19 protein-coding genes and 1 tRNA gene are annotated in these 17,839 nt (G+C 62.4%); 7 read left to right on the top strand and 13 right to left on the bottom strand.

Annotation, left to right across the window (positions count from 1 at the left end):
- Positions 1 to 74: 74 nt before the first annotated feature.
- Positions 75 to 160 (bottom strand) — tRNA-Tyr (locus L8U60_RS07850).
- Positions 161 to 230: 70 nt separating this feature from the next.
- Positions 231 to 1,247 carry a polyprenyl synthetase family protein gene (locus L8U60_RS07845; RefSeq protein WP_269965806.1) on the bottom strand — a complete coding sequence of 339 codons (1,017 nt, stop codon included), beginning with the start codon at positions 1,245 to 1,247 and terminating at the stop codon, positions 231 to 233.
- Between the two features lie 93 nt (positions 1,248 to 1,340).
- Between L8U60_RS07845 and L8U60_RS07840 the strand changes: the two genes are divergently transcribed.
- Positions 1,341 to 2,591: a geranylgeranyl reductase family protein gene (locus tag L8U60_RS07840; RefSeq protein ID WP_269965805.1), complete on the top strand. Its 1,251-nt coding sequence runs from the start codon at positions 1,341 to 1,343 to the stop codon at positions 2,589 to 2,591.
- A 20-nt stretch (positions 2,592 to 2,611) separates the two neighbouring features.
- On the opposite strand, the gene L8U60_RS07835 is transcribed toward L8U60_RS07840, so the two are convergent.
- The 6 genes from L8U60_RS07835 to L8U60_RS07810 form a co-directional block, all read right to left on the bottom strand.
- Entirely contained in the window at positions 2,612 to 3,298 is a 687-nt protein-coding gene (locus L8U60_RS07835) for a demethylmenaquinone methyltransferase (RefSeq protein ID WP_269965804.1), read from the bottom strand.
- 16 nt (positions 3,299 to 3,314) lie between these two features.
- Positions 3,315 to 4,478, bottom strand: coding sequence for a glycosyltransferase family 4 protein (locus L8U60_RS07830; protein WP_269965814.1), 1,164 nt, complete (start codon positions 4,476 to 4,478; stop codon positions 3,315 to 3,317).
- A 51-nt stretch (positions 4,479 to 4,529) separates the two neighbouring features.
- Positions 4,530 to 4,919: a DUF3592 domain-containing protein gene (locus L8U60_RS07825; RefSeq protein ID WP_269965813.1), complete on the bottom strand. Its 390-nt coding sequence runs from the start codon at positions 4,917 to 4,919 to the stop codon at positions 4,530 to 4,532.
- 84 nt (positions 4,920 to 5,003) lie between these two features.
- Positions 5,004 to 6,635: a 2-succinyl-5-enolpyruvyl-6-hydroxy-3-cyclohexene-1-carboxylic-acid synthase gene (menD, locus tag L8U60_RS07820; RefSeq protein WP_269965803.1), complete on the bottom strand. Its 1,632-nt coding sequence runs from the start codon at positions 6,633 to 6,635 to the stop codon at positions 5,004 to 5,006.
- Between the two features lie 40 nt (positions 6,636 to 6,675).
- Entirely contained in the window at positions 6,676 to 7,278 is a 603-nt protein-coding gene (locus tag L8U60_RS07815) for a hypothetical protein (RefSeq protein ID WP_269965802.1), read from the bottom strand.
- Positions 7,271 to 8,293: an o-succinylbenzoate synthase gene (locus L8U60_RS07810; RefSeq protein WP_269965812.1), complete on the bottom strand. Its 1,023-nt coding sequence runs from the start codon at positions 8,291 to 8,293 to the stop codon at positions 7,271 to 7,273. The genes L8U60_RS07815 and L8U60_RS07810 overlap by 8 nt, the downstream gene beginning before the upstream one ends.
- A gap of 167 nt (positions 8,294 to 8,460) precedes the next feature.
- Between L8U60_RS07810 and L8U60_RS07805 the strand changes: the two genes are divergently transcribed.
- Entirely contained in the window at positions 8,461 to 9,417 is a 957-nt protein-coding gene (locus tag L8U60_RS07805) for a 1,4-dihydroxy-2-naphthoyl-CoA synthase (protein ID WP_269965801.1), read from the top strand.
- On the opposite strand, the gene L8U60_RS07800 is transcribed toward L8U60_RS07805, so the two are convergent.
- A complete protein-coding gene (locus tag L8U60_RS07800; RefSeq protein WP_269965800.1) occupies positions 9,414 to 10,871 on the bottom strand; it encodes a PepSY domain-containing protein in 1,458 nt (485 codons plus the stop codon). The genes L8U60_RS07805 and L8U60_RS07800 overlap by 4 nt on opposite strands.
- Before the next feature lie 122 nt (positions 10,872 to 10,993).
- On the opposite strand from L8U60_RS07800, the gene menE reads away from it, so the two are divergent.
- Positions 10,994 to 12,124, top strand: coding sequence for an o-succinylbenzoate--CoA ligase (menE, locus tag L8U60_RS07795; protein WP_269965811.1), 1,131 nt, complete (start codon positions 10,994 to 10,996; stop codon positions 12,122 to 12,124).
- A gap of 337 nt (positions 12,125 to 12,461) precedes the next feature.
- Positions 12,462 to 12,677 (top strand): helix-turn-helix transcriptional regulator, encoded by a 216-nt coding sequence (locus L8U60_RS07790; RefSeq protein WP_269965799.1) that lies wholly within the window; start codon positions 12,462 to 12,464, stop codon positions 12,675 to 12,677.
- A gap of 39 nt (positions 12,678 to 12,716) precedes the next feature.
- Here the strand turns inward: L8U60_RS07790 and L8U60_RS07785 are convergent, their stop codons facing one another.
- Positions 12,717 to 13,598, bottom strand: a complete 882-nt coding sequence (locus tag L8U60_RS07785; protein WP_269965798.1) for a glycosyltransferase — start codon at positions 13,596 to 13,598, stop codon at positions 12,717 to 12,719.
- Positions 13,599 to 13,656: 58 nt separating this feature from the next.
- Between L8U60_RS07785 and L8U60_RS07780 the strand changes: the two genes are divergently transcribed.
- Positions 13,657 to 14,670, top strand: coding sequence for a 1,4-dihydroxy-2-naphthoate polyprenyltransferase (locus tag L8U60_RS07780; protein WP_269965810.1), 1,014 nt, complete (start codon positions 13,657 to 13,659; stop codon positions 14,668 to 14,670).
- Positions 14,671 to 14,712: 42 nt separating this feature from the next.
- Positions 14,713 to 15,654 carry an AEC family transporter gene (locus tag L8U60_RS07775; protein WP_269965797.1) on the top strand — a complete coding sequence of 314 codons (942 nt, stop codon included), beginning with the start codon at positions 14,713 to 14,715 and terminating at the stop codon, positions 15,652 to 15,654.
- A gap of 8 nt (positions 15,655 to 15,662) precedes the next feature.
- Here the strand turns inward: L8U60_RS07775 and L8U60_RS07770 are convergent, their stop codons facing one another.
- Complete coding sequence (locus L8U60_RS07770) at positions 15,663 to 15,998, bottom strand: DUF4229 domain-containing protein (protein WP_269965796.1); 336 nt, start codon at positions 15,996 to 15,998, stop codon at positions 15,663 to 15,665.
- Between the two features lie 50 nt (positions 15,999 to 16,048).
- Between L8U60_RS07770 and L8U60_RS07765 the strand changes: the two genes are divergently transcribed.
- On the top strand, positions 16,049 to 16,324 hold the full coding sequence (locus L8U60_RS07765; protein WP_269965795.1) for a hypothetical protein: 276 nt from the start codon (positions 16,049 to 16,051) through the stop codon (positions 16,322 to 16,324).
- A gap of 107 nt (positions 16,325 to 16,431) precedes the next feature.
- On the opposite strand, the gene L8U60_RS07760 is transcribed toward L8U60_RS07765, so the two are convergent.
- Positions 16,432 to 16,680, bottom strand: coding sequence for a helix-turn-helix domain-containing protein (locus L8U60_RS07760; protein ID WP_269965794.1), 249 nt, complete (start codon positions 16,678 to 16,680; stop codon positions 16,432 to 16,434).
- A 100-nt stretch (positions 16,681 to 16,780) separates the two neighbouring features.
- The gene (gene ccsB, locus L8U60_RS07755) at positions 16,781 to 17,806 is read right to left on the bottom strand and encodes a c-type cytochrome biogenesis protein CcsB (protein WP_269965793.1); all 1,026 of its coding nucleotides are present in this window, start codon (positions 17,804 to 17,806) and stop codon (positions 16,781 to 16,783) included.
- Positions 17,807 to 17,839: the final 33 nt, after the last annotated feature.

Genomic DNA, 17,839 nt, shown 5'->3' with positions numbered 1-17,839 from the left:
GCGGGCCGAGCAGGCCGGGACCAAGGCCGAGAAAACAAAAACACCGGGAGGATGATCCTCTCGGTGTTTGGTGCTGGTGCCAGGTAGAAGATTCGAACTTCTGAAGGCTAATGCCGGCGGATTTACAGTCCGCTCCCTTTGGCCGCTCGGGCAACCTGGCGTGCTTGGACTACTCTACAGCAGCGTCCCAGAGAGTTTGCAAATCGCCTGGCAGAACGGCACATCCGTGGCTAACCAACGCGGTCAACCGTGTAGCGGGCAATCTGGCGCATGGCCGCATTGGCCGGAATATCCGGGAGCTGGTCCAGGCACTCATCCACCACGGCCAGGTACTTGCGGACGGTTTCGAGGGAACGTTCGCGGCCATCGGTTTGGCTGATGAGGGTGAGGGCGCGTTCGACATCGGCATCGCGGGTAAGCGGCCCAGTGAGCAGCGCGCGGAGCTCTTCCCCGGCGGGGCCTTGATCGCGCATTGCGTAGAGCGCGGGGAGGGTGAACACGCCCTCGCGGAGGTCGGTGCCCGGGGTTTTTCCGGATTGGTCGGTGTCGGAGAAGATGTCAATGATGTCGTCGACGATCTGGAAGACCATGCCTACGGCCTCGCCGAGCTTGGTCAATGCCTCGACCGTGCGCTGGTCAGCACCGGAGTGCAAGGCACCCAAGTGTGCGGCGGAGGCGATGAGCACGCCGGTCTTCTCGCGGATAACGCTCAAGTAATGCTCGATCGGGTCGTTGTCGCCGGCACCGAGTGTCTCCCGCATCTGGCCCGTGACCAGCTGGCCGAAGGTGTCCGCGAAGTGCGCGACCGTGGCGGTGTCAATCTCACTCATGATGCGAGATGCCTCTGCCAGCAGGAAGTCACCGGAGAGGATCGCCACCGTGTTCGTCCAGCGGGAATTGGCGGACTCGACGCCGCGGCGCTTGTCCGCCTCATCCATCACGTCATCGTGGTAGAGCGTGGCCAAGTGCACCATCTCGACGATCGTGGCACCACGCACCACGTTGACGGATTGCGGGTGCGGGCCGAACTCGCTGGCCAGCATGGCCATCACTGGGCGGAAACGCTTGCCACCAGCCTTGGCTAGGTGTGTGACCTTGTCGGACAGGAACTCCTGTCCGCTGTTGAGCCGCTGGAACATGAGCTGTTCCACCCGGGCCAACCCGTCAGCAACGCGAGCCGCCAGCGCCTCATCCCCAAGGTCCAGCTGGTTGCTGGCTGCGGGCGGCGTAGGTGAGCCGTGAGTCATCTATCTTCCTTGCGGGTCGTGCGGCGGGAACATGAATGCTCTTAACCGTAGTCCACACCACAACCGATTAGCGCAATATGTACCGTTGGAACGGTGAATTCCTTTCTTGGCCGCTATGACTGCGTGGTTGTCGGCGCTGGCCCCGCCGGTTCCGCCGCCGCGATCGCCGCGGTCCGGGCAGGTATGAGCACCGCGGTTGTTGATGCTGCTCCAGCCGGTCGCGACAAGACGTGCGGCGACGGCCTCACCCCCCGCGCGGTGCACGCGCTGAAGACGCTCGGCCTTGAATCGGCCCTGCCCGCCTACCGCAATCGCGGCCTGAAACTCCACGGTTATGGGGGTTCCGTCACCGCACCGTGGCCGCGCAGCGTGTACGGCACCGAAGGTTCCGCGAGCCCGCGCATGCTTTTCGACGCCGCCCTGGCCAACCTCGCCTCCACCACCGGCGCTGACGTGTTCTACAACTGCCCGGCCACCGGAGTGTCTTTCGGTGCAGACGGCTCCATCTCCGCCGTGGAAACACCGCGTGGCCAGATCCACGCACGCTGGGTCATCGTTGCGGATGGGGTGCGCTCCCCCTTCGGCAAGAAACTCGGCCGCCAGTGGCACCGCGGGGAGGTCTACGGCATTGCCGCGCGTTCCTACTGTGATTCGCCACTTGCTAGCGAACCCTGGATGCACTCCCACGTCGAACTCAACGACGCCGATGGCCAGATCCAACCCGGCTACGGCTGGATCTTCCCGCTGGGCTCCGGTCAGGTGAACCTCGGCTGCGGTGCGCTATCCACCGATGCCCGCCCAGCAAAGGTGAACACCAAGAAGCTGCTGGTGCAGTACGCGGATCAGGTGCACGATGAATGGCAGCTGGGTGAACCACAGAACATCACCTCAGCTCTGCTGCCCATGGGTGGTGCTGTTAGCGGCGTGGCTGGACCGAACTGGATGCTCATCGGGGATGCCGCTGCCTGCGTGAACCCCCTCAACGGTGAAGGCATCGACTACGGGCTGGAAACCGCGATCATGGCGGTGGACCTCATCCAGTCCATGAACCCCGGCGCGGACGCGACCCTGACCTGGCCGTGGGTGCTGCGGGAGAGCTACGGCGAGGCCTTCATGCTGGCGCGCACCGCCGCACGGCTACTCACCTACCCTCAGTTCCTCCCCATCGCCGGGCCCGTTGCCATGCGCAACCTTGGTGGGCGCTACCTCATGCCGGCGGCAGCACGCCTCATGGGCAACCTGATCACAGAGGAGGACAAGGACTTGGTCGCCCGCGCCTGGCGCGCGGCCGGGAAGGTGGTCAGCGGACTGCGCGCGGATACGCCGCTATGGGATCTCGTGTGAACTAACGCTCACACGAGATATTAGTTTTTTACGGCGTGGTGCAGCGCCACGATGCCGAAGGCCAGGTTCTTCCACTCGCACTCGGCCCAACCATTGGCGTTGATGTCTGCGGCCAACTGCTTCTGTGCCGGCCACGCCTTGATGGACTCGGCGAGGTACTCGTACGCCGGCGCGTTGGAGGAAAACACCTTGCCCAGAAGCGGAATCATCTTGGGCAGGTAGCGGCTGTACAGCTGGGAGAACACGGGGACAACGGGGGTGGAGAACTCGTTGACCACCAAGCGGCCGCCCGGTTTGGTCACGCGCGCCATTTCACGCAGACCAGCCTTGAAATCGTGGACGTTGCGCAGGCCGTAGGAAATGGTCACGGCGTCAAAAGATTCGTCCGCAAACGGCAAACGCATCGCATCCCCGCAGACCTTCGGCACATCGCGGTGCGCCCCAGCGCGCAGCATGCCCTGGGAGAAATCGCAGGCCACAACCCATGCGCCGGACTTAGCCAGTTCGACGGTGGACACGGCAGTGCCAGCAGCGAGGTCGAGGACCTTCTCCCCCGGCTTGACATCGAGAAGCTCACGAGTGCGCTTGCGCCAGTAGCGGTCCAGGCCAGCCGTCATCACCGTGTTAGTGATGTCGTAGTTCTTTCCCACATCATCGAACATTCCCGCCACGTCGTGCGGGTTCTTCTCCAGGTTCGCCTTGGCCATAGCCACCGAGTCTAAGTCACACTGGTTGAACGCGAGGGAAGCGGTCCGTGCCCTTGTGCATGGGAGACGCGTCGAGCACGTCGTTGTAGTAGCCCAACAGCTGATCACACAGCGCCGGCCAGGTCTTGTCCTCAATGGAGGCGCGCGCGTTGGCGCTCATGGTGGCCAGGTTTTCGTCGGCAAGAATGTGCGCCACGGCGGCCGGGAGGTCGCGCTCGAACGTCTCCACATCCAGCAGCAGGCCGTTGTAGCCCTCCTGGATGGTGTCGATGGGGCCACCGGCGCGCGGCCCAATCGTCGGCACGCCTGAAGCTTGCGCCTCTTGGAGCGTCTGACCGAAGGTTTCAAACTCACCCGGGTGCACGAACAGGTCCAGGCTGGCGTAGGCGGCTGCGAGCTTCTCCCCGCCGAGCTGACCCGTGAAAACAGCGGTGGGCATCTGCTTACCCAGATCACGCCGCAGCGGCCCATCACCCACGATGACCAGCTGAATATTCGGATCACTGTGTAGCGCCACGAGACGTTCCACGCCCTTCTCCGACGCCAAGCGGCCCACGTAGCCGACCAGCTTCTTCTGCCCCGTCGGATCCCACTTCGCACGCAAATCATCGCGGCGTTTCTGCGGATGGAACAACACCGAATCCACGCCGCGGCCCCACTTATGCACGTTCTGAATGCCGTTGTCTTCCAACTCCGCAATCGCCACCGACGACGGCGCCAGCGTCATCTGCGTCATGTTGTGCAGGCGGCGCGTCCACCGCCACGCCGCGGACTCCAACATGCCCAAGCGATACTTCGCCGTGTAGCCCGCCACGTCCGTCTGGAACAGCGCAATGCAAGGCACTTTTTGCTGCTTAGCGACGATCGCCCCAATCCCACCCAACACAAACGGACTGGCCAGGTGGATGATGTCCGGCTTGAACTCCTTCACCGTTTTGAGCACCCGCCCACTGGGCACACCCACCGGCAAGGAATCCACTCGGGGCACCATCACCGTGGGCACACGCACGATAGGAAAACCCAGGTAGTCAGGGATTTCCTCCTGGTATTCACGGGCCCCAGGGGCAATGACCACTGCCTCATCACCCGTCTCCTTGAGGTGCTCCAGCACCCGGAGAACCGAGTTGGTAACGCCATTCACATTTGGCAGGAAAGACTCAGCAACAATGGCAACACGCATGCTCGCATTATCCATGCCTGTACCGAACTGGTCATGGAATTACGGGGAACCTTAGGTAAATTTTCTGCCCCGACGGTCACGTTTCTTGGCCCACGTGCTCACTGCCCACCAAGCAAGAGCCGCAACCAACGTGGATGCCAGTGCCACTGAGAGCGCCGGGATGATGGCCAACGTCCACTGTCGCCCCTCCACCTTCACGATGTCCGGGTTCGACTTGGCATACGTCACCCACACCTGCTGCCCCTCGCCGATCCCGGAGGGATACAGCAAACCATAGGGCGGGGTGTGGAAGCGCCCCTGCTCATCCTGGTACTCCACCGACATGCGCAGAGTAGACACGCTGTTCACCGTGGCGATGCCGCGACCTGGGTCCTTGGCAATGAGGTAATCGTTGTACGCCGGACCCGCCACCATGGCCACGCTGCCGAGCATCGCGCACATGTACAGCGCGATAATCAGTTGGTGGAGCCGGCGGCGGACGGTCTCCCGCGTCACAACAATTCTCACTCGGTGTGCCCTTTCGCCCTACTTCTTCAACCGCTCAGCCAGGTCCCGGCGGGTCGTGCGCGTAGTCACGGCCTCAATGACCAGAACCGGGTGCGGGGAATCAATGTTGTCCATCAACGCATCGGTCAGCTCAGCTGTGCTTTCTGCCCGTGCATAAGCAACGCCGTAGCCCTCACACAGGGACTCAATATCCACATCATGCGGGGTGCCAAAAGCCTGCTCGAACTGGTCGCGCACGCTCGGCGCACCCACCTCTAGTGCTTCGAAGATGCCCCCGCCATTGTCATTGGCCACAACGATGGTGAGGTTGCTCGGCCGCGGCTGCACAATCCCTTCACCACCGACGAGGAGCCCACCAATGTCATGCAGGAACGTCAGGTCCCCCATCAGCGCAACGGTGCGGGGTGCGCGAATCTCCTCCGGGTGAAGCGCCTGAGTTGCCATGGCAATGCCAACGGCCTGGGAGATCGTCCCATCGATGCCGGCTGCGCCGCGTGCCGCAAACGTCGAAACGCCATCGAAGGGCATACCCACCAAGCTGGCATCACGCACCGGGTTGGAAGAACCCAGCACCATCGTGTCGCCCACGCCCAACGTGTCACACACCGCCGCCGCGGCGTGGAGTCCCGTGAACCCAAACTTCTCGTCGGTCAGTGCATCGCGCACTGTCTGCGCGCCGACATCACCAGCTGCCTCGCAGATCTTCAACCATGTGTCGCTGGGCTGCCCCGTCACGTTGACGCGACTACCGCGGCGCTGCGGGTTGCCGGTGAAGGTGTCCGTGCGGGACAGACCGATGACCTCAATCGTCGACTCCGCCATGAGGGCCAGCACATCTCGGTGCAGGGTTGGGTGGCCAACAACGATCACTTGCTCGGGCTTTGTCGACGCCGCGAAGTCCCCACCGTCATGGCTAATGGCCACCTCGTCCTGGACGAAGAACCGTGCCGCCAGCGGATGAACCTGGTGGAACGGCGTGGGCGCAGTTGGCTCCGCAATAGTGGGAACGTGCTCGAGCCCCGGCACTTCCCACGCCTCATCACCAGCGATGACGAGCGTATTTTTGTCCAAATCCACGTCCACCACACCGTGGTCGACGAAGCCAGCGCTATCGCGGCTCAGCCGGCCCGGACCAACCCGGCGCGGCTGGCCGGTCTGCTCTGGCAACGTCTGTGGCACGAGCGGAGTATCAAAGGCAACGTTGATGTGTACCTGCTCCGCCGCGAAAGCGATCGGGTCCGCCGGTGAAGTGACCTGTTGGGTTTCTGCATAGCGGCCGAAGATGCCCTGCTGCCAGATGGTTTGGGAGGCACCAGTCCCCACGAGCCGCTCTGGCCTGTCCGCGCTGATCACGGCCAGTGGGGTGTGGGACATGTGGGCTTCCACCACCGCCGGGAAAGCATTAGCCACGGCCGTGCCCGACGTCATCACAACACCCACATGGCGCCGCTGCACCCGGGCGATACCAAGCGCGGTGAATGCTGCCGAGCGTTCATCAATCCGCACGTGCACGGTGATGTCCTCGCGCGCCAACAATGCGTACGCCAGCGGGGAATTACGCGATCCAGGGCTCAACACAACATCGGTGACGTGCTCGGCGAGCACCCCGGCCACATGTTGTGCCAGTTCCAGGGAATCTGGGGAATCCACTTAAGTCAGTCACTCTCTTTCTCATTAGATCCATTCGGATCTAATTGGACGTTTTCATCTGGTCAATGAGGCTCTTCAGCTCATCCAGCATGCTCTGGAAATCATTCCTGACGTCTTCCGGAATCTCCGTTGGAATTTCCGTAGGCAGGTCCGTTGGCAGCTCGGTTGGCAACGTGATCTCGCCTTCACCATCCCTATCGCGGTTGAGCAGACCATCCAAGAAACCTTCCTTGGACGTAGTCACCGTTTCCGTTTCCGTCAGTGTCACCGGTGCTGGCGGCGGCTGGTTCGCGCGCGTTTCCGCGCCCCGCCACAGGAAGAACAACACCACTGCGGCGGCACACAACAACACTGCGATTGCACCCAATGCGATGGCGGAGGTGTTGTTCTTCTCCTCATTTTCGGGCACAACGGGCTGGTTGTACTGGTCACGTCTGTTGTAGCTCTCCGGACGATACGGCTCGTCATACGGCTGCGGGTCACCGTAGTTGTCGTAATTCTCGTAGCTGTCGTAATTGCCGATGTACGCCGTCTGGTTTTCCTCCCCCGGCATGTACTGCCTTGGGGCCGGCGTGGTTGGCCCTAGGTACTCCGTCCGGTCGCCCGAATTGTCACGCGGGATCCTGCGAGTCTGATCATCCATGCGCCACATCGTAGTCGCCGCCGGCGACACTCAGGATGTCCCAGCACCGTCGCAGCCGGTCAAACCAGAAATCCTTACGCTCCCCAGGCGCCGCCAACTCCGCCAAGCGGTCCGGATCAGGAACGCACGGGGTGGCCTCCAAGCAGCCGTTCCGAAGCTCCTGCCTTTCCGCAACATCCTCCACGAACAACCGCTGTGTACCCAGCCCAGCGGCATTCGCACCCACCGCCGTCTCCACCGCCTTCGCCGCGATCAACCCCACACCAATTCCCACTGCCGTATCCAGCGCGGATGCAACGGTAATGCTCATGTTGTGAGCGGCAAGATCCTTCGCGATGGTCAGTGTGTTTCCCACCCCGCCGAGTGGCGCCACCTTGGTCACTGCCACATCAGCGGCATCAAGCTCGGCCACGCGGTATGGGTCCGCCGCCTTCCTGATGGACTCATCTGCCGCAACCGGCACATCCGACCGGCGGCGCACCTCCACCAGTTCCTCCACTGTCTTGCAGGGCTGCTCGATGTAGCGCAGCATCCCACCGGCAGCGTCCGCCAAGGCCTCAGCCGCCTGGACCGCCTCGTCGACTGACCAGCCACCGTTCGCATCCACGCGCAGTTCCGCATCCGGGTGGTGGGTGTGGACGGCGGCGAGGCGGGCGAGATCGTCGATGAGCGTCTGCCCTTTCTCTGCCACCTTGATTTTGAAGGTATCCACCCCCGGGAAGCGCGCGAGCACCCCCTCAACCTCAGACGCGGCAACCGCGGGCACCGTGCCATTGATCCGCACCGCGCGGTCCCCCAGGTCAAGGCCTTGATAGCCCTGGTAGGCGGCCTCCAACCCGGCGCTCAACCAGGCGGCGGATTCTTCGTCGCCGTACTCCAGGAAGGGCGCGAACTCGCCCCACCCCGCCGGGCCGTCGATGAGGAGAGCCTCCCGCGTGGTGATCCCCCGGAACCGCACCGCCATCGGCAGCGCAACCACATGGGCGCGGTCAAGAATGTCCGCCAGTTCCAAAATCCTGCACCTCCACGCCGTGTTCTGGGGGTTCACTCTAGTGGGCCGAACAAGGGATCCGAGATATCTCACATCCCAAAAATCGCGACCTGGGGTTTCACAAAAGTGGATCCGGCAAACGGTCAGAAATCTCGACCGCGCCAAAACACACTCAATGGCACAATGACGGAATGACTACTTATTCCACCGCCCAGCCCTTCGACCCGTCCCAGTGGAAGGCCGTCGAGGGTTTCAATTTCACCGACATCACTTATCACCGCCACGCTGGTGAGGGCCGCGCGAACGGGATCGTGCGCATCGCCTTTGACCGGCCGGAGGTGCGCAACGCGTTCCGCCCGCACACGGTGGATGAGCTGTACCGGGCACTCGACCACGCGCGCCGCGATCCTTCCGTGGGCGTTGTACTGCTCACCGGCAATGGCCCCTCTTCGAAGGATGGCGGCTGGGCGTTCTGTTCCGGCGGTGACCAGCGTATTCGTGGCCGATCGGGCTACCAGTACGCCACCAGCCACGACGGTGATGTGGAAGCCGCCACCGCGGACCATGTCGATGAAGCCCGCGTGAAAGCCGAGGGCGGCCGCCTGCACATCCTTGAGGTCCAGCGCCTGATCCGCACGATGCCCAAGGTGGTCATCGCTGTGGTCAACGGCTGGGCCGCCGGCGGCGGTCACTCCCTCCACGTCGTGTGCGACATGACCATCGCCTCCCGCGAGGAAGCGCGCTTCAAGCAGACCGACGCTGATGTGGGCTCCTTCGACGGCGGTTATGGTTCTGCCTACCTGGCTAAGCAGGTCGGCCAGAAGTTCGCTCGCGAGATCTTCTTCCTCGGCCGCACTTACTCCGCCGAGGACATGCACCGCATGGGTGCCGTCAACATCGTCGCCGACCACGCCTCACTCGAAGCAGAAGCCATCCAGGTCGCCCGCGAAATCAACGGCAAGTCCCCCACCGCCCAGCGCATGCTCAAGTTCGCCTTCAATTTGCTTGACGACGGCCTCATGGGCCAACAAGTCTTCGCCGGCGAAGCCACCCGCCTCGCCTACATGACGGACGAGGCAGTGGAAGGCCGCGACTCCTTCCTGGAGAAGCGCCCGCCGAACTGGGACGAGTTCCCGTTCTATTACTAGGCGAGCTGGGGTTCTTTCTCCTGCTCCGGGTCCGGGTTCGATCCTGCGTTCAGGTCACTCTCGGACTCCACAGCGGACTCCGTGGCGGGCTTCCTGCGGCGCGCTAGAAGCCTGTCTGCAACCAGCATGGCCGCAAAGCTGAGACCCAGCAACGGTAGGAACAAGCCCACCGGGATACCCACGGCAGCGATGATGACCCAGTCCGTGCGGGTCAGATCAGCGCGGCCCGGAACACCGGCAACACCGTTCTTGGTGGGGCGACGGCGCCACCACATGATGTAGCCCATCACCACCATCGCGCAGATCCCCAGAGCAACGAGGGCGAGGGTGATCTGCAGAGCCAGGCCGAACATGATGCCCATGTGGATGTAGATGCCCCACTGGGTGAGTTTGGAAAACAGTGGCAGCTCCGAGAACGGCAGGCGGTCTACAACCTCACCGGTTTCGCCGTTGACGCTCACTGCGTCGGAGGTGAGACGCCACGGCACCCAGCGTTCGCTGGCCTGCCACGCGTGGTCAGTGTCTTCCGGGACGAAGAGGCGCACCTGCCCCGTCAGGCCTTCAGCGCGTGCGGTGTCCAGGACGGTCGCTGCTTGATCGGAAATCTGTGCGGGGGTCAGGCCACCCGCAGCCGCAGCACCGGAGTGATTATGCTCCGCATGCGGATCAGCTTCAGCAGCCTCAGGCTGGGCAACCAGCGAGGTCTCAATCGGTTCCGCCTTACCGCCAAGCCACGTAATCGTGCGATCGACGTTGCCACCGGCAAACACAGACCAGGTGATACCCGTCGCGGACAGGCCAAGCATGCCCACCAGCAACCAGGTGCCAGCCACACCGTGCAAGTTGAGAACCTTACGGCGGCGGCCGCTCTTGTTCTCCAGACCAGTCAGCGCACGCTTGCGGGCCATGCGCCACCACAGGAATAAGCCACCCAGGGCCACAACCCACAACCAGCTCGCGGCGATCTCGGAGTAGAGCTCACCCACCTCACCCAGGTGCAAATTTTTGTGTGTAGCGGAAATCCAGTGGCGCAGCGGCAGCTCTCCAAGACCGGAGTAGCTTGGCTCATCGCCCATCACCGAGCCGGTGTACGGGTCAACGAAGATGCTGCGGAGTTCACTGTTGTCGGCCAAGGATTCGTCGATAAGCAGCACGCGCGTCGGCTCATCAGCCTTCGAGGACGGCCAAACCTGCGCCACATCCATGTCGGGGTGAGAGGTTTGCGCGGCCTTGATTTGGCTGGCCAGCGGCACCTCCGTGGTATCGCCGCCCTCCGGCGCGGACACGGTCAGCACATCTTTGTACACGAGGTTTTCCAGGGTGGGCGCGATGGCATACAGCGCACCACTGAGTGCCGCGATGAAAATGAACGGGGCGATGAACAGCCCGGCATAAAAGTGAATTCTTCTGGTCAGCGCGGGCAAGCCGCTGCGTTGGCGTGTTGTCCGAGACACATGTGCACCTTTCGATTGAGATTGGGACGCAATAAAAGTCGCGACAACAACCGAATTAGTTCCCACTAGTTTCAAATCCCGTAAAACCGCCGGTAGACCGTAAGCTGTCCCGTGTGCCCAACATGCTCGAATTACTCCCCGTCGACCTGGCTAATCCGCTGGCGATCATGCCGGACCTCGAAGCAGCGATCTCTGGTGAATGCGCGCTGCTCCCGGTCCCGGCGAATGATCCGACGCGGGCGGACAAACTCCGCGTGAGCATGCGCGCGGGCCAGTCCATTGCGGATGAGATCGCAGTTGTGGTGGCCACCTCGGGCTCCACGGGCACACCGAAAGGCGCACAACTCACGCCGGTGAACCTCATTTCCAGTGCCGATGCCACCCATCAGGCTTTGGGGGGCCCGGGACAATGGCTGCTGGCCATGCCGGCGCACCACATCGCGGGCCTGCAGGTCCTCGTGCGCAGCATGGTCGCCGGCGTCGAGCCGGAATTCGTCGACCTCACCGACGGCTTCCACACCTCCGACTTCGTCGCACGCGCCGAAACACTTGCCGCCACCGGCGACCGCATGTACACCTCGCTGGCCCCCATGCAGCTCAACAAGATCATGAGCACCCTCGCCGGGATCGAAGCCTTAAGGCTTTTCGACGCCATCTTGGTCGGCGGCGGCCGCATCAACCCGAAAATGCTCGACTCGGCAGCCAAACTGCGCATCAATGTGGTGACCACCTACGGCTCCTCTGAAACCTCCGGCGGCTGCGTATACGACGGCCGCCCGATCGCCGGCGCCCACGTCCGCGTCCGCGATGGCCGTATCCACCTCGGCGGCCCCATGATCGCACACGGCTACCGCAACCTGCCTGACCACGAGGCTTTTTCCGAACCAGGGTGGTTCATCACCTCCGATGCCGGTGAGCTCACCGACGGGACACTCACCGTCAACGGGCGACTGGACAACCTCATCGAAACCGGCGGCCTCAAACTGCAGCCAGAACTGCTTGAGGAATTCATGCTCACCCTCGACGGCGTCACCGGCGCCTGCGTTGTCGGTGTTCCGGACGACCGCTTCGGTCACCGCATCTGCGCCGCCTACTCCGGCTCCGCCGAATTGGGTGACCTCCTCGAAGCGTTTGATGGTCTCCCCCGCTGGCAGGTTCCCAAGGATCTCCGCCACTTCCGCACGATCCCCACCACCGGCCCCGGCAAGCCTGATCGCCGCGCCGTCGCCACGGTCTTCGCCGGGGACGCCTAGCTCCTCCTCGGTCCTCCCTCCCCCGGCCCCTCGACCCCTCGGCCCCACGCCCCCCGGCCCCAGTGCACTCAACTTTCCAAAATCGTGCAAACCCTCTCTAAAACCCCAGGACTGCTCCCAACTTTCGAAAATGGTGCACACGGACCAGATTCGGAACGCCCGCTCCGATCCAGCCGCCAACAAGACCAAAACCATCCGAGAATCACAACATTCGGAACGCCCAATCCGTTTTTGGTCACCCGCAGGTAACCTGATACCCACAACGAAGCAAATTCGGAACGCCCGCTCCGCTACACCCATGACAAGACGGCAAAATGACAAAACGAGAGGAGCCCCTATGGACGTCAGCGCGCTTGGCCAGTTCGTTCGGACCCAACGCAAACGCGTCAGCCTGACACAGGTAGATCTGGCCGACCTAGCGGGGGTGTCGGATCGTTTCCTCCGAGAGCTCGAAAAAGGCAAGCCAACGGCCGAAGTGGGCAAGGTCATCACCGTGCTCTCCGCCCTCGGGTTCGACTTAGAGCCACAAGTCCACCGGGGTGACCTGCTGTGATTGTCGCAGCAGTTGTGGCTTTAGGGGCTAGGCCTCTCCCTAGTCCTCGTCCGTGGGTTCGGCGATAAGCACAGCGATGTCCTCGTCGGTATAGGTGGCCGCGATCTGCATATCGTTACCACTGCCCCACTGATTGCGGCGCACCAACGCTTGGCGCTGAGACATGGGGATGATGGAGAACTCGCGGGGGTGAGGGAACACCTGGCGGACGCGGTGGCCGGAGCGGAGGGCGCAGTGGTGGAGCCAGACGTCGTCGGCAAGCGGAGATGTGCCTTGAAAACCTTTGCCTTGAGCGGCGACATAATCCACCATCGACGCTGGATAGATCACGCCGGAGACGCCGGTGGCGAAGTGACGGAATGACGGTTCCGTGGTGAAGGTGGTTGTCCACTCTTTGTACGGCGCGATGGCGTCTTTGCGCATGGTGATGGTGTGCGCGCGGTAGGCAACGACATTGCGCGGGGAGGCATCAGCGGCGTTGAGTAGCTTTTCTGCGAACCAACGCGGATACATCATGTCATCGTCCACCGTGATCACGCGGACACCTTTGCCGGCGAAGGCCTGGAAGGTGCCGTAGTACTTGGTGTGCGGACCGTATTTACCGTCGGAGCACCGCACGTCGAGGCCACGTTGAGCCAGGCGATTGAGACCTGGCGGCCACGGGGCGTTGAAGTCTTCCTCGTCCAGCCACAGGATCACAGGCAGGCGAACCGTGCCTACCAGGAGGGAGGCGATGGAGTACACAGCCGTGGATAGGCGTTTGCCGTAGGTGGTGAGGGAAATGATGGTGTCCCCGGCGCTCACCTCAGCGGCACTTGGAAACGACAGTGAGTGCGCCTTGGTTGCCAACAACAAGCCCGGTTGGCGCGCGAAAGTGCCCGCCGTATGGAGCACCTGGCGGACGGCATAGTCGATCCACATGGAGGGCTACTTTATCCCAGCTTCCCTCCACACCCACTTTGAGTGCATGATGGACAGCATGGATTCCACGCCGAATACCCCTGCTTCCGAGCCCGCTGACGTGCCAGAAGAAGGCCGTTCAGCCACATTTCGCGACTGGTGGCAGGCGGCGCGTCCGCACACGTGGTTCAATGCCGTGGCCCCCGTGGTGGTGGGTACTGGTGCGGCGGCGTATGAGTTCTGGTGGAGCCTGCCGCAGGCATTCTTGGCGCTCATTGTGTCCATGGGGCTGATCATTGGTGTGAACTACGCGAATGATTACTCCGACGGCGTGCGCGGCACCGACGATGACCGGACGGGCCCGGCGCGCCTCACCGCCTCGGGTAAAACACGCCCGGAAAACGTGAAGCGGGCCGCGTTCATCTCTTTTGGTATTGCCGGCCTCGCTGGCCTGGTGCTAGCGCTGATCTCTGAACCGTGGCTCATCCTCGTTGGCGCGGTGTGCATTCTTGCCGCGTGGTTTTATACCGGCGGGAAGAACCCGTACGGCTATCGGGGTTTGGGCGAGGTCTCCGTATTCATCTTCTTCGGCCTCGTGGCGGTGCTGGGCACCCAGTTCACGCAGTCATTCACCGTGACGTGGGTGGGCGTGGCGTGTGCCGTGGCGGTGGGTGCGATCTCCGCGGCGATCAACTTGGCCAACAACATCCGGGACATCCCCACGGATAAGGAAGCTGGGAAGGTCACCCTTGCCGTGAAGCTCGGGGATAAGCGCGCCCGCATCCTGTTTAGTGTGCTGACCCTGATCCCCTTCGTGGTTACGCTTATTTTGGCCACAACCCTTCTCACGACGCTGCTCGCTCTCGTGGCGCTGCCGTGGGCGATCAGTTCGATCATGGTGGTTCAGCGTGGCGCGCAAGGCCCGGACCTGATCCCGGTTCTGGGACGCAATGGACGCGCCATGCTGGTGTGGTCGCTGGTCACTGCGGTCGCACTCACCGCTGCCTCCCCCATGTGGTGGATAGGTGAAACAGTCCCTTACACCGTGGATGGATACCAGGACTTTGGGTGGACCTTCTACATCGACCGGTAGCCAAAGCAAGCTTTTCGACGTTTCCAAAGGAGGCACTTTTACGTGATCGATGTCTTAACCGGTTTCGCGATCATTTTTGTGGTCATCGGCGCCGGTTATGTACTCGCGCAACGGGGCATCATTGGTGCTGGGGATCAGCGCCTCATGTTCAACCGCGTCGCGTACTGGGCGGCGTCGCCGGCATTGTTGTTCACCACGGTGGCAACCTCTGATGCGTCGACGTTTATCTCCCCCGTCGTGGTTGTGGTGCTCATTGCCACCGCGATCACCATGGCGGTGTTCTGGGTGATCTCCCGGCTGTTCTTCCAGGCAGATGTGCCCACGCGGATGGCTGGTGCTGCGTCCGCGAGTTACTTCAACTCGGTGAACATCGGTCTGCCCATTGCTATTTATGTCATCGGTGATGCCGCCTACATGCCACCGGTGCTGCTCATGCAGATGGTGATCGTATCTCCCTTTGTCATCGCCGGTTTGAGTGCCAACCCCGATGCCCCCGGTTCCCGGGGGCGGCACGTGTGGGAGGCCGTGAAGTCCGGTCTCACCGCCCCTGTTGTTGTGGCACCGCTACTTGGTTTGGTGGTCGCCGCCATGGGGTGGACGGTGCCGGATCCGGTGATGGCGCCACTAGAAATTTTGGCGGGGGCTTCCATCCCGATGATCCTCATGAGTTTCGGCGCCAGCCTGCGTGGCGGGGCGGTGCTATCCCCGGGCCCGGACCGGCCGGCCACGATTACGGCGTCTGTGCTCAAGCTCACCGTGATGCCCGCCGTCGCGTGGGCCACGGGTGTTGCTGCGGGCCTTGAAGGCTCAGCGCTCTACGCCGCGGTCATCCTCTGTGCCCTCCCCACCGCACAGAACGTGTACAACTACTCCGCTAATTTCCGCGCGGGTGAAACGGTGGCGCGCGATACCGTGTTCATCACCACGTTCTTGTCACTGCCCGCGATGGTGGTCATCGCGTTGCTGTTTGGCAAAGGACTGTGAGACGGGCGTTAACGTCCCGCCAGCTCATCACTCACCCACTGCTTGCGGGCCTTGCGCTGGCTGTTCCACACCGCCATGGCCTCGGTGGCTTCCACGCGCTGTTTGGTGAATACCAGCATGGACAACGGGAATGCCACGATCAGGGCGAGCAGTGCCGACATAACCAGTGGCACCGGTGCATCAATGGCCACCGCCACAACTTGGATGACCACGGCGAGCACAACGAAAAGGCCAAGGCGCAGCGCACCATATTTTGCAGCGGCGCGGTTAGCGCGCGAACGAGCCTCTGGGTCAACGGTCGGCGCGGTGGTGGTCTGATTCGTCTTCGGGTCTGTCACAGTCATTGACCTTAGCTGTCAGCAGTGTTGTGGGGCGAACCAGTATGTTGGAAGACATGGGTCGGTTAATTCTCTTGCTGTTGATCGTTCTGGCCGTCTGGCTGCTCTGGCGCGCTTTCGGTCCCGGCAGTTCAGAACGCTACGGCTCGCTGCGTCCCAAAAACGCACAGCAGCCGCCCGCCATCAAAGGGCCGGATGATGATGAGGAGTTCCTGTGGAACATCGAGAAGAACCGCTTCAAGGAACGCCGCGCCAAGGAAGAAGCTGAACGCCGCGCCAAGGAAGAAGAGGAGCGCCGGCTGCGCCGCGAGGAGCGCCGCGAAGAGGACTAGCGGGCCGGTGCTGCTGCTACACAGATCCCGATCTGCTAGAGAAATTCAATAAACGCGCAGGACGTTCGACCAACTTTTCAAAGTTGGTCGCAACCTATCCCCCACGCCTATTTCTTTTCCACCCACTTCGGCTCCAACCCCAGAGCCTCGGCCACTGCCATGACTTTCTCCCAGCGCACCCCGGCGCCACCCCGCTCGATGGTGTGCAAGGTGGAGCGGGAAATCCCCGCGGCTGTGGCCACTTCTTGTTGGAGGCGGCCGGCTTCACGCCGGACATCGGCAAGTTCTGCACCCAGTTCAATGAGGGTGGGGATATCGCTGGCAGGCTTGCCTTGTTTATTACGGGGAGTAGGCACGCGGGGACTCCTTCATCGGGGGCATGACAGGGTCCAGGGAATCATCCCTGAAAACTTAACTTGTTATTACAAGATACCCCGCCGCGGGAGAAACAATTGACTAATTGAGCCCCGCGTATGAGTGAAGTCCCGTTGCCACCAGGTTGATGAAGAACAGATTGAACACACTCGTGACAAATGCCGCCACGTTGATCCACGCTGCCTTGGCGTTCTTCCAGCCAGCGGTAGCACGTGCGTGGAGGTATGCCGCGTACAGGATCCAGGTGATCAGTGCGACGGTTTCCTTCGGGTCCCAACCCCAGAAGCGACCCCATGCAACCTCGCCCCAGATGGCGCCGAGCATGATGCCGATGCCGAACACCGGCAGGGTGATAATCGCGGTGCGGTAAGCGTAGGAGTCCAGCTTCTTAGCGCTCGGCAGCGGCTTTGCAATCGCGCCGAAGAAGCCCTTCTCCTCCCCACGCGGCTGCCAGATGCGCAGCAGGTAGAGCAGGGAGAACATGCCGGAGATCAGGCCGATGGACGCACCCACGGACACGGTGGACACGTGGAAGGGGTACCAGAAGCTCTGCAGCGCCGGCACAAGCGGAGCAGCCGCGGCATACAGCACGGTTGCAGCGAGGAAGAGCAGCACGATGTTCGGCGCCAGCAGCCACGGCCAGGTGGTGTGCCAGCCACGACGCTGGATGATCACGGCGGCGGCCACCATGGTCACGGCGGTCGAGGTGATCACAAACTCGTACATGTTGCCCATGGGGAAACGGCTCACGGACATACCGCGCGTGACCACAGCCACCACGTGGAAAATGATGCCCACCCACGTCAGATACTGGGTACTACCAGCCATCTTGCGGGCGCGGAGACGCGCTGCGTCAATCTCCTCATCGGTGACGGTTGCGCTCTCCAGTTCAGAGGAGTGCGGCTTGTCCACCACGGTCTCGCCGCCGGCAGCGCCGACAGCCACGAGTTCCTTCTCCTCCACCGCAGCACGCTCACGCTTGAGGTCGATGACGGCCTGCGCACGCATGTAGTGAATGCACGAAAGAATCAGGGAAACAATGTAAACAGCGAATGCCGTACGCAGCGACAAATCAGAAACGTCGGCGAGGGTGGAGTTGACCAACATGCGGAATAGTTTACTCCACACCTATCGCCGCCA

The organism is Corynebacterium meitnerae (assembly GCF_027570075.1).
GTDB classification, from domain to species: Bacteria; Actinomycetota; Actinomycetes; order Mycobacteriales; family Mycobacteriaceae; genus Corynebacterium; species Corynebacterium meitnerae.
Note: the sequence above shows the minus strand (reverse complement) of the source record. Positions and strands in the feature narration are given on the sequence as shown.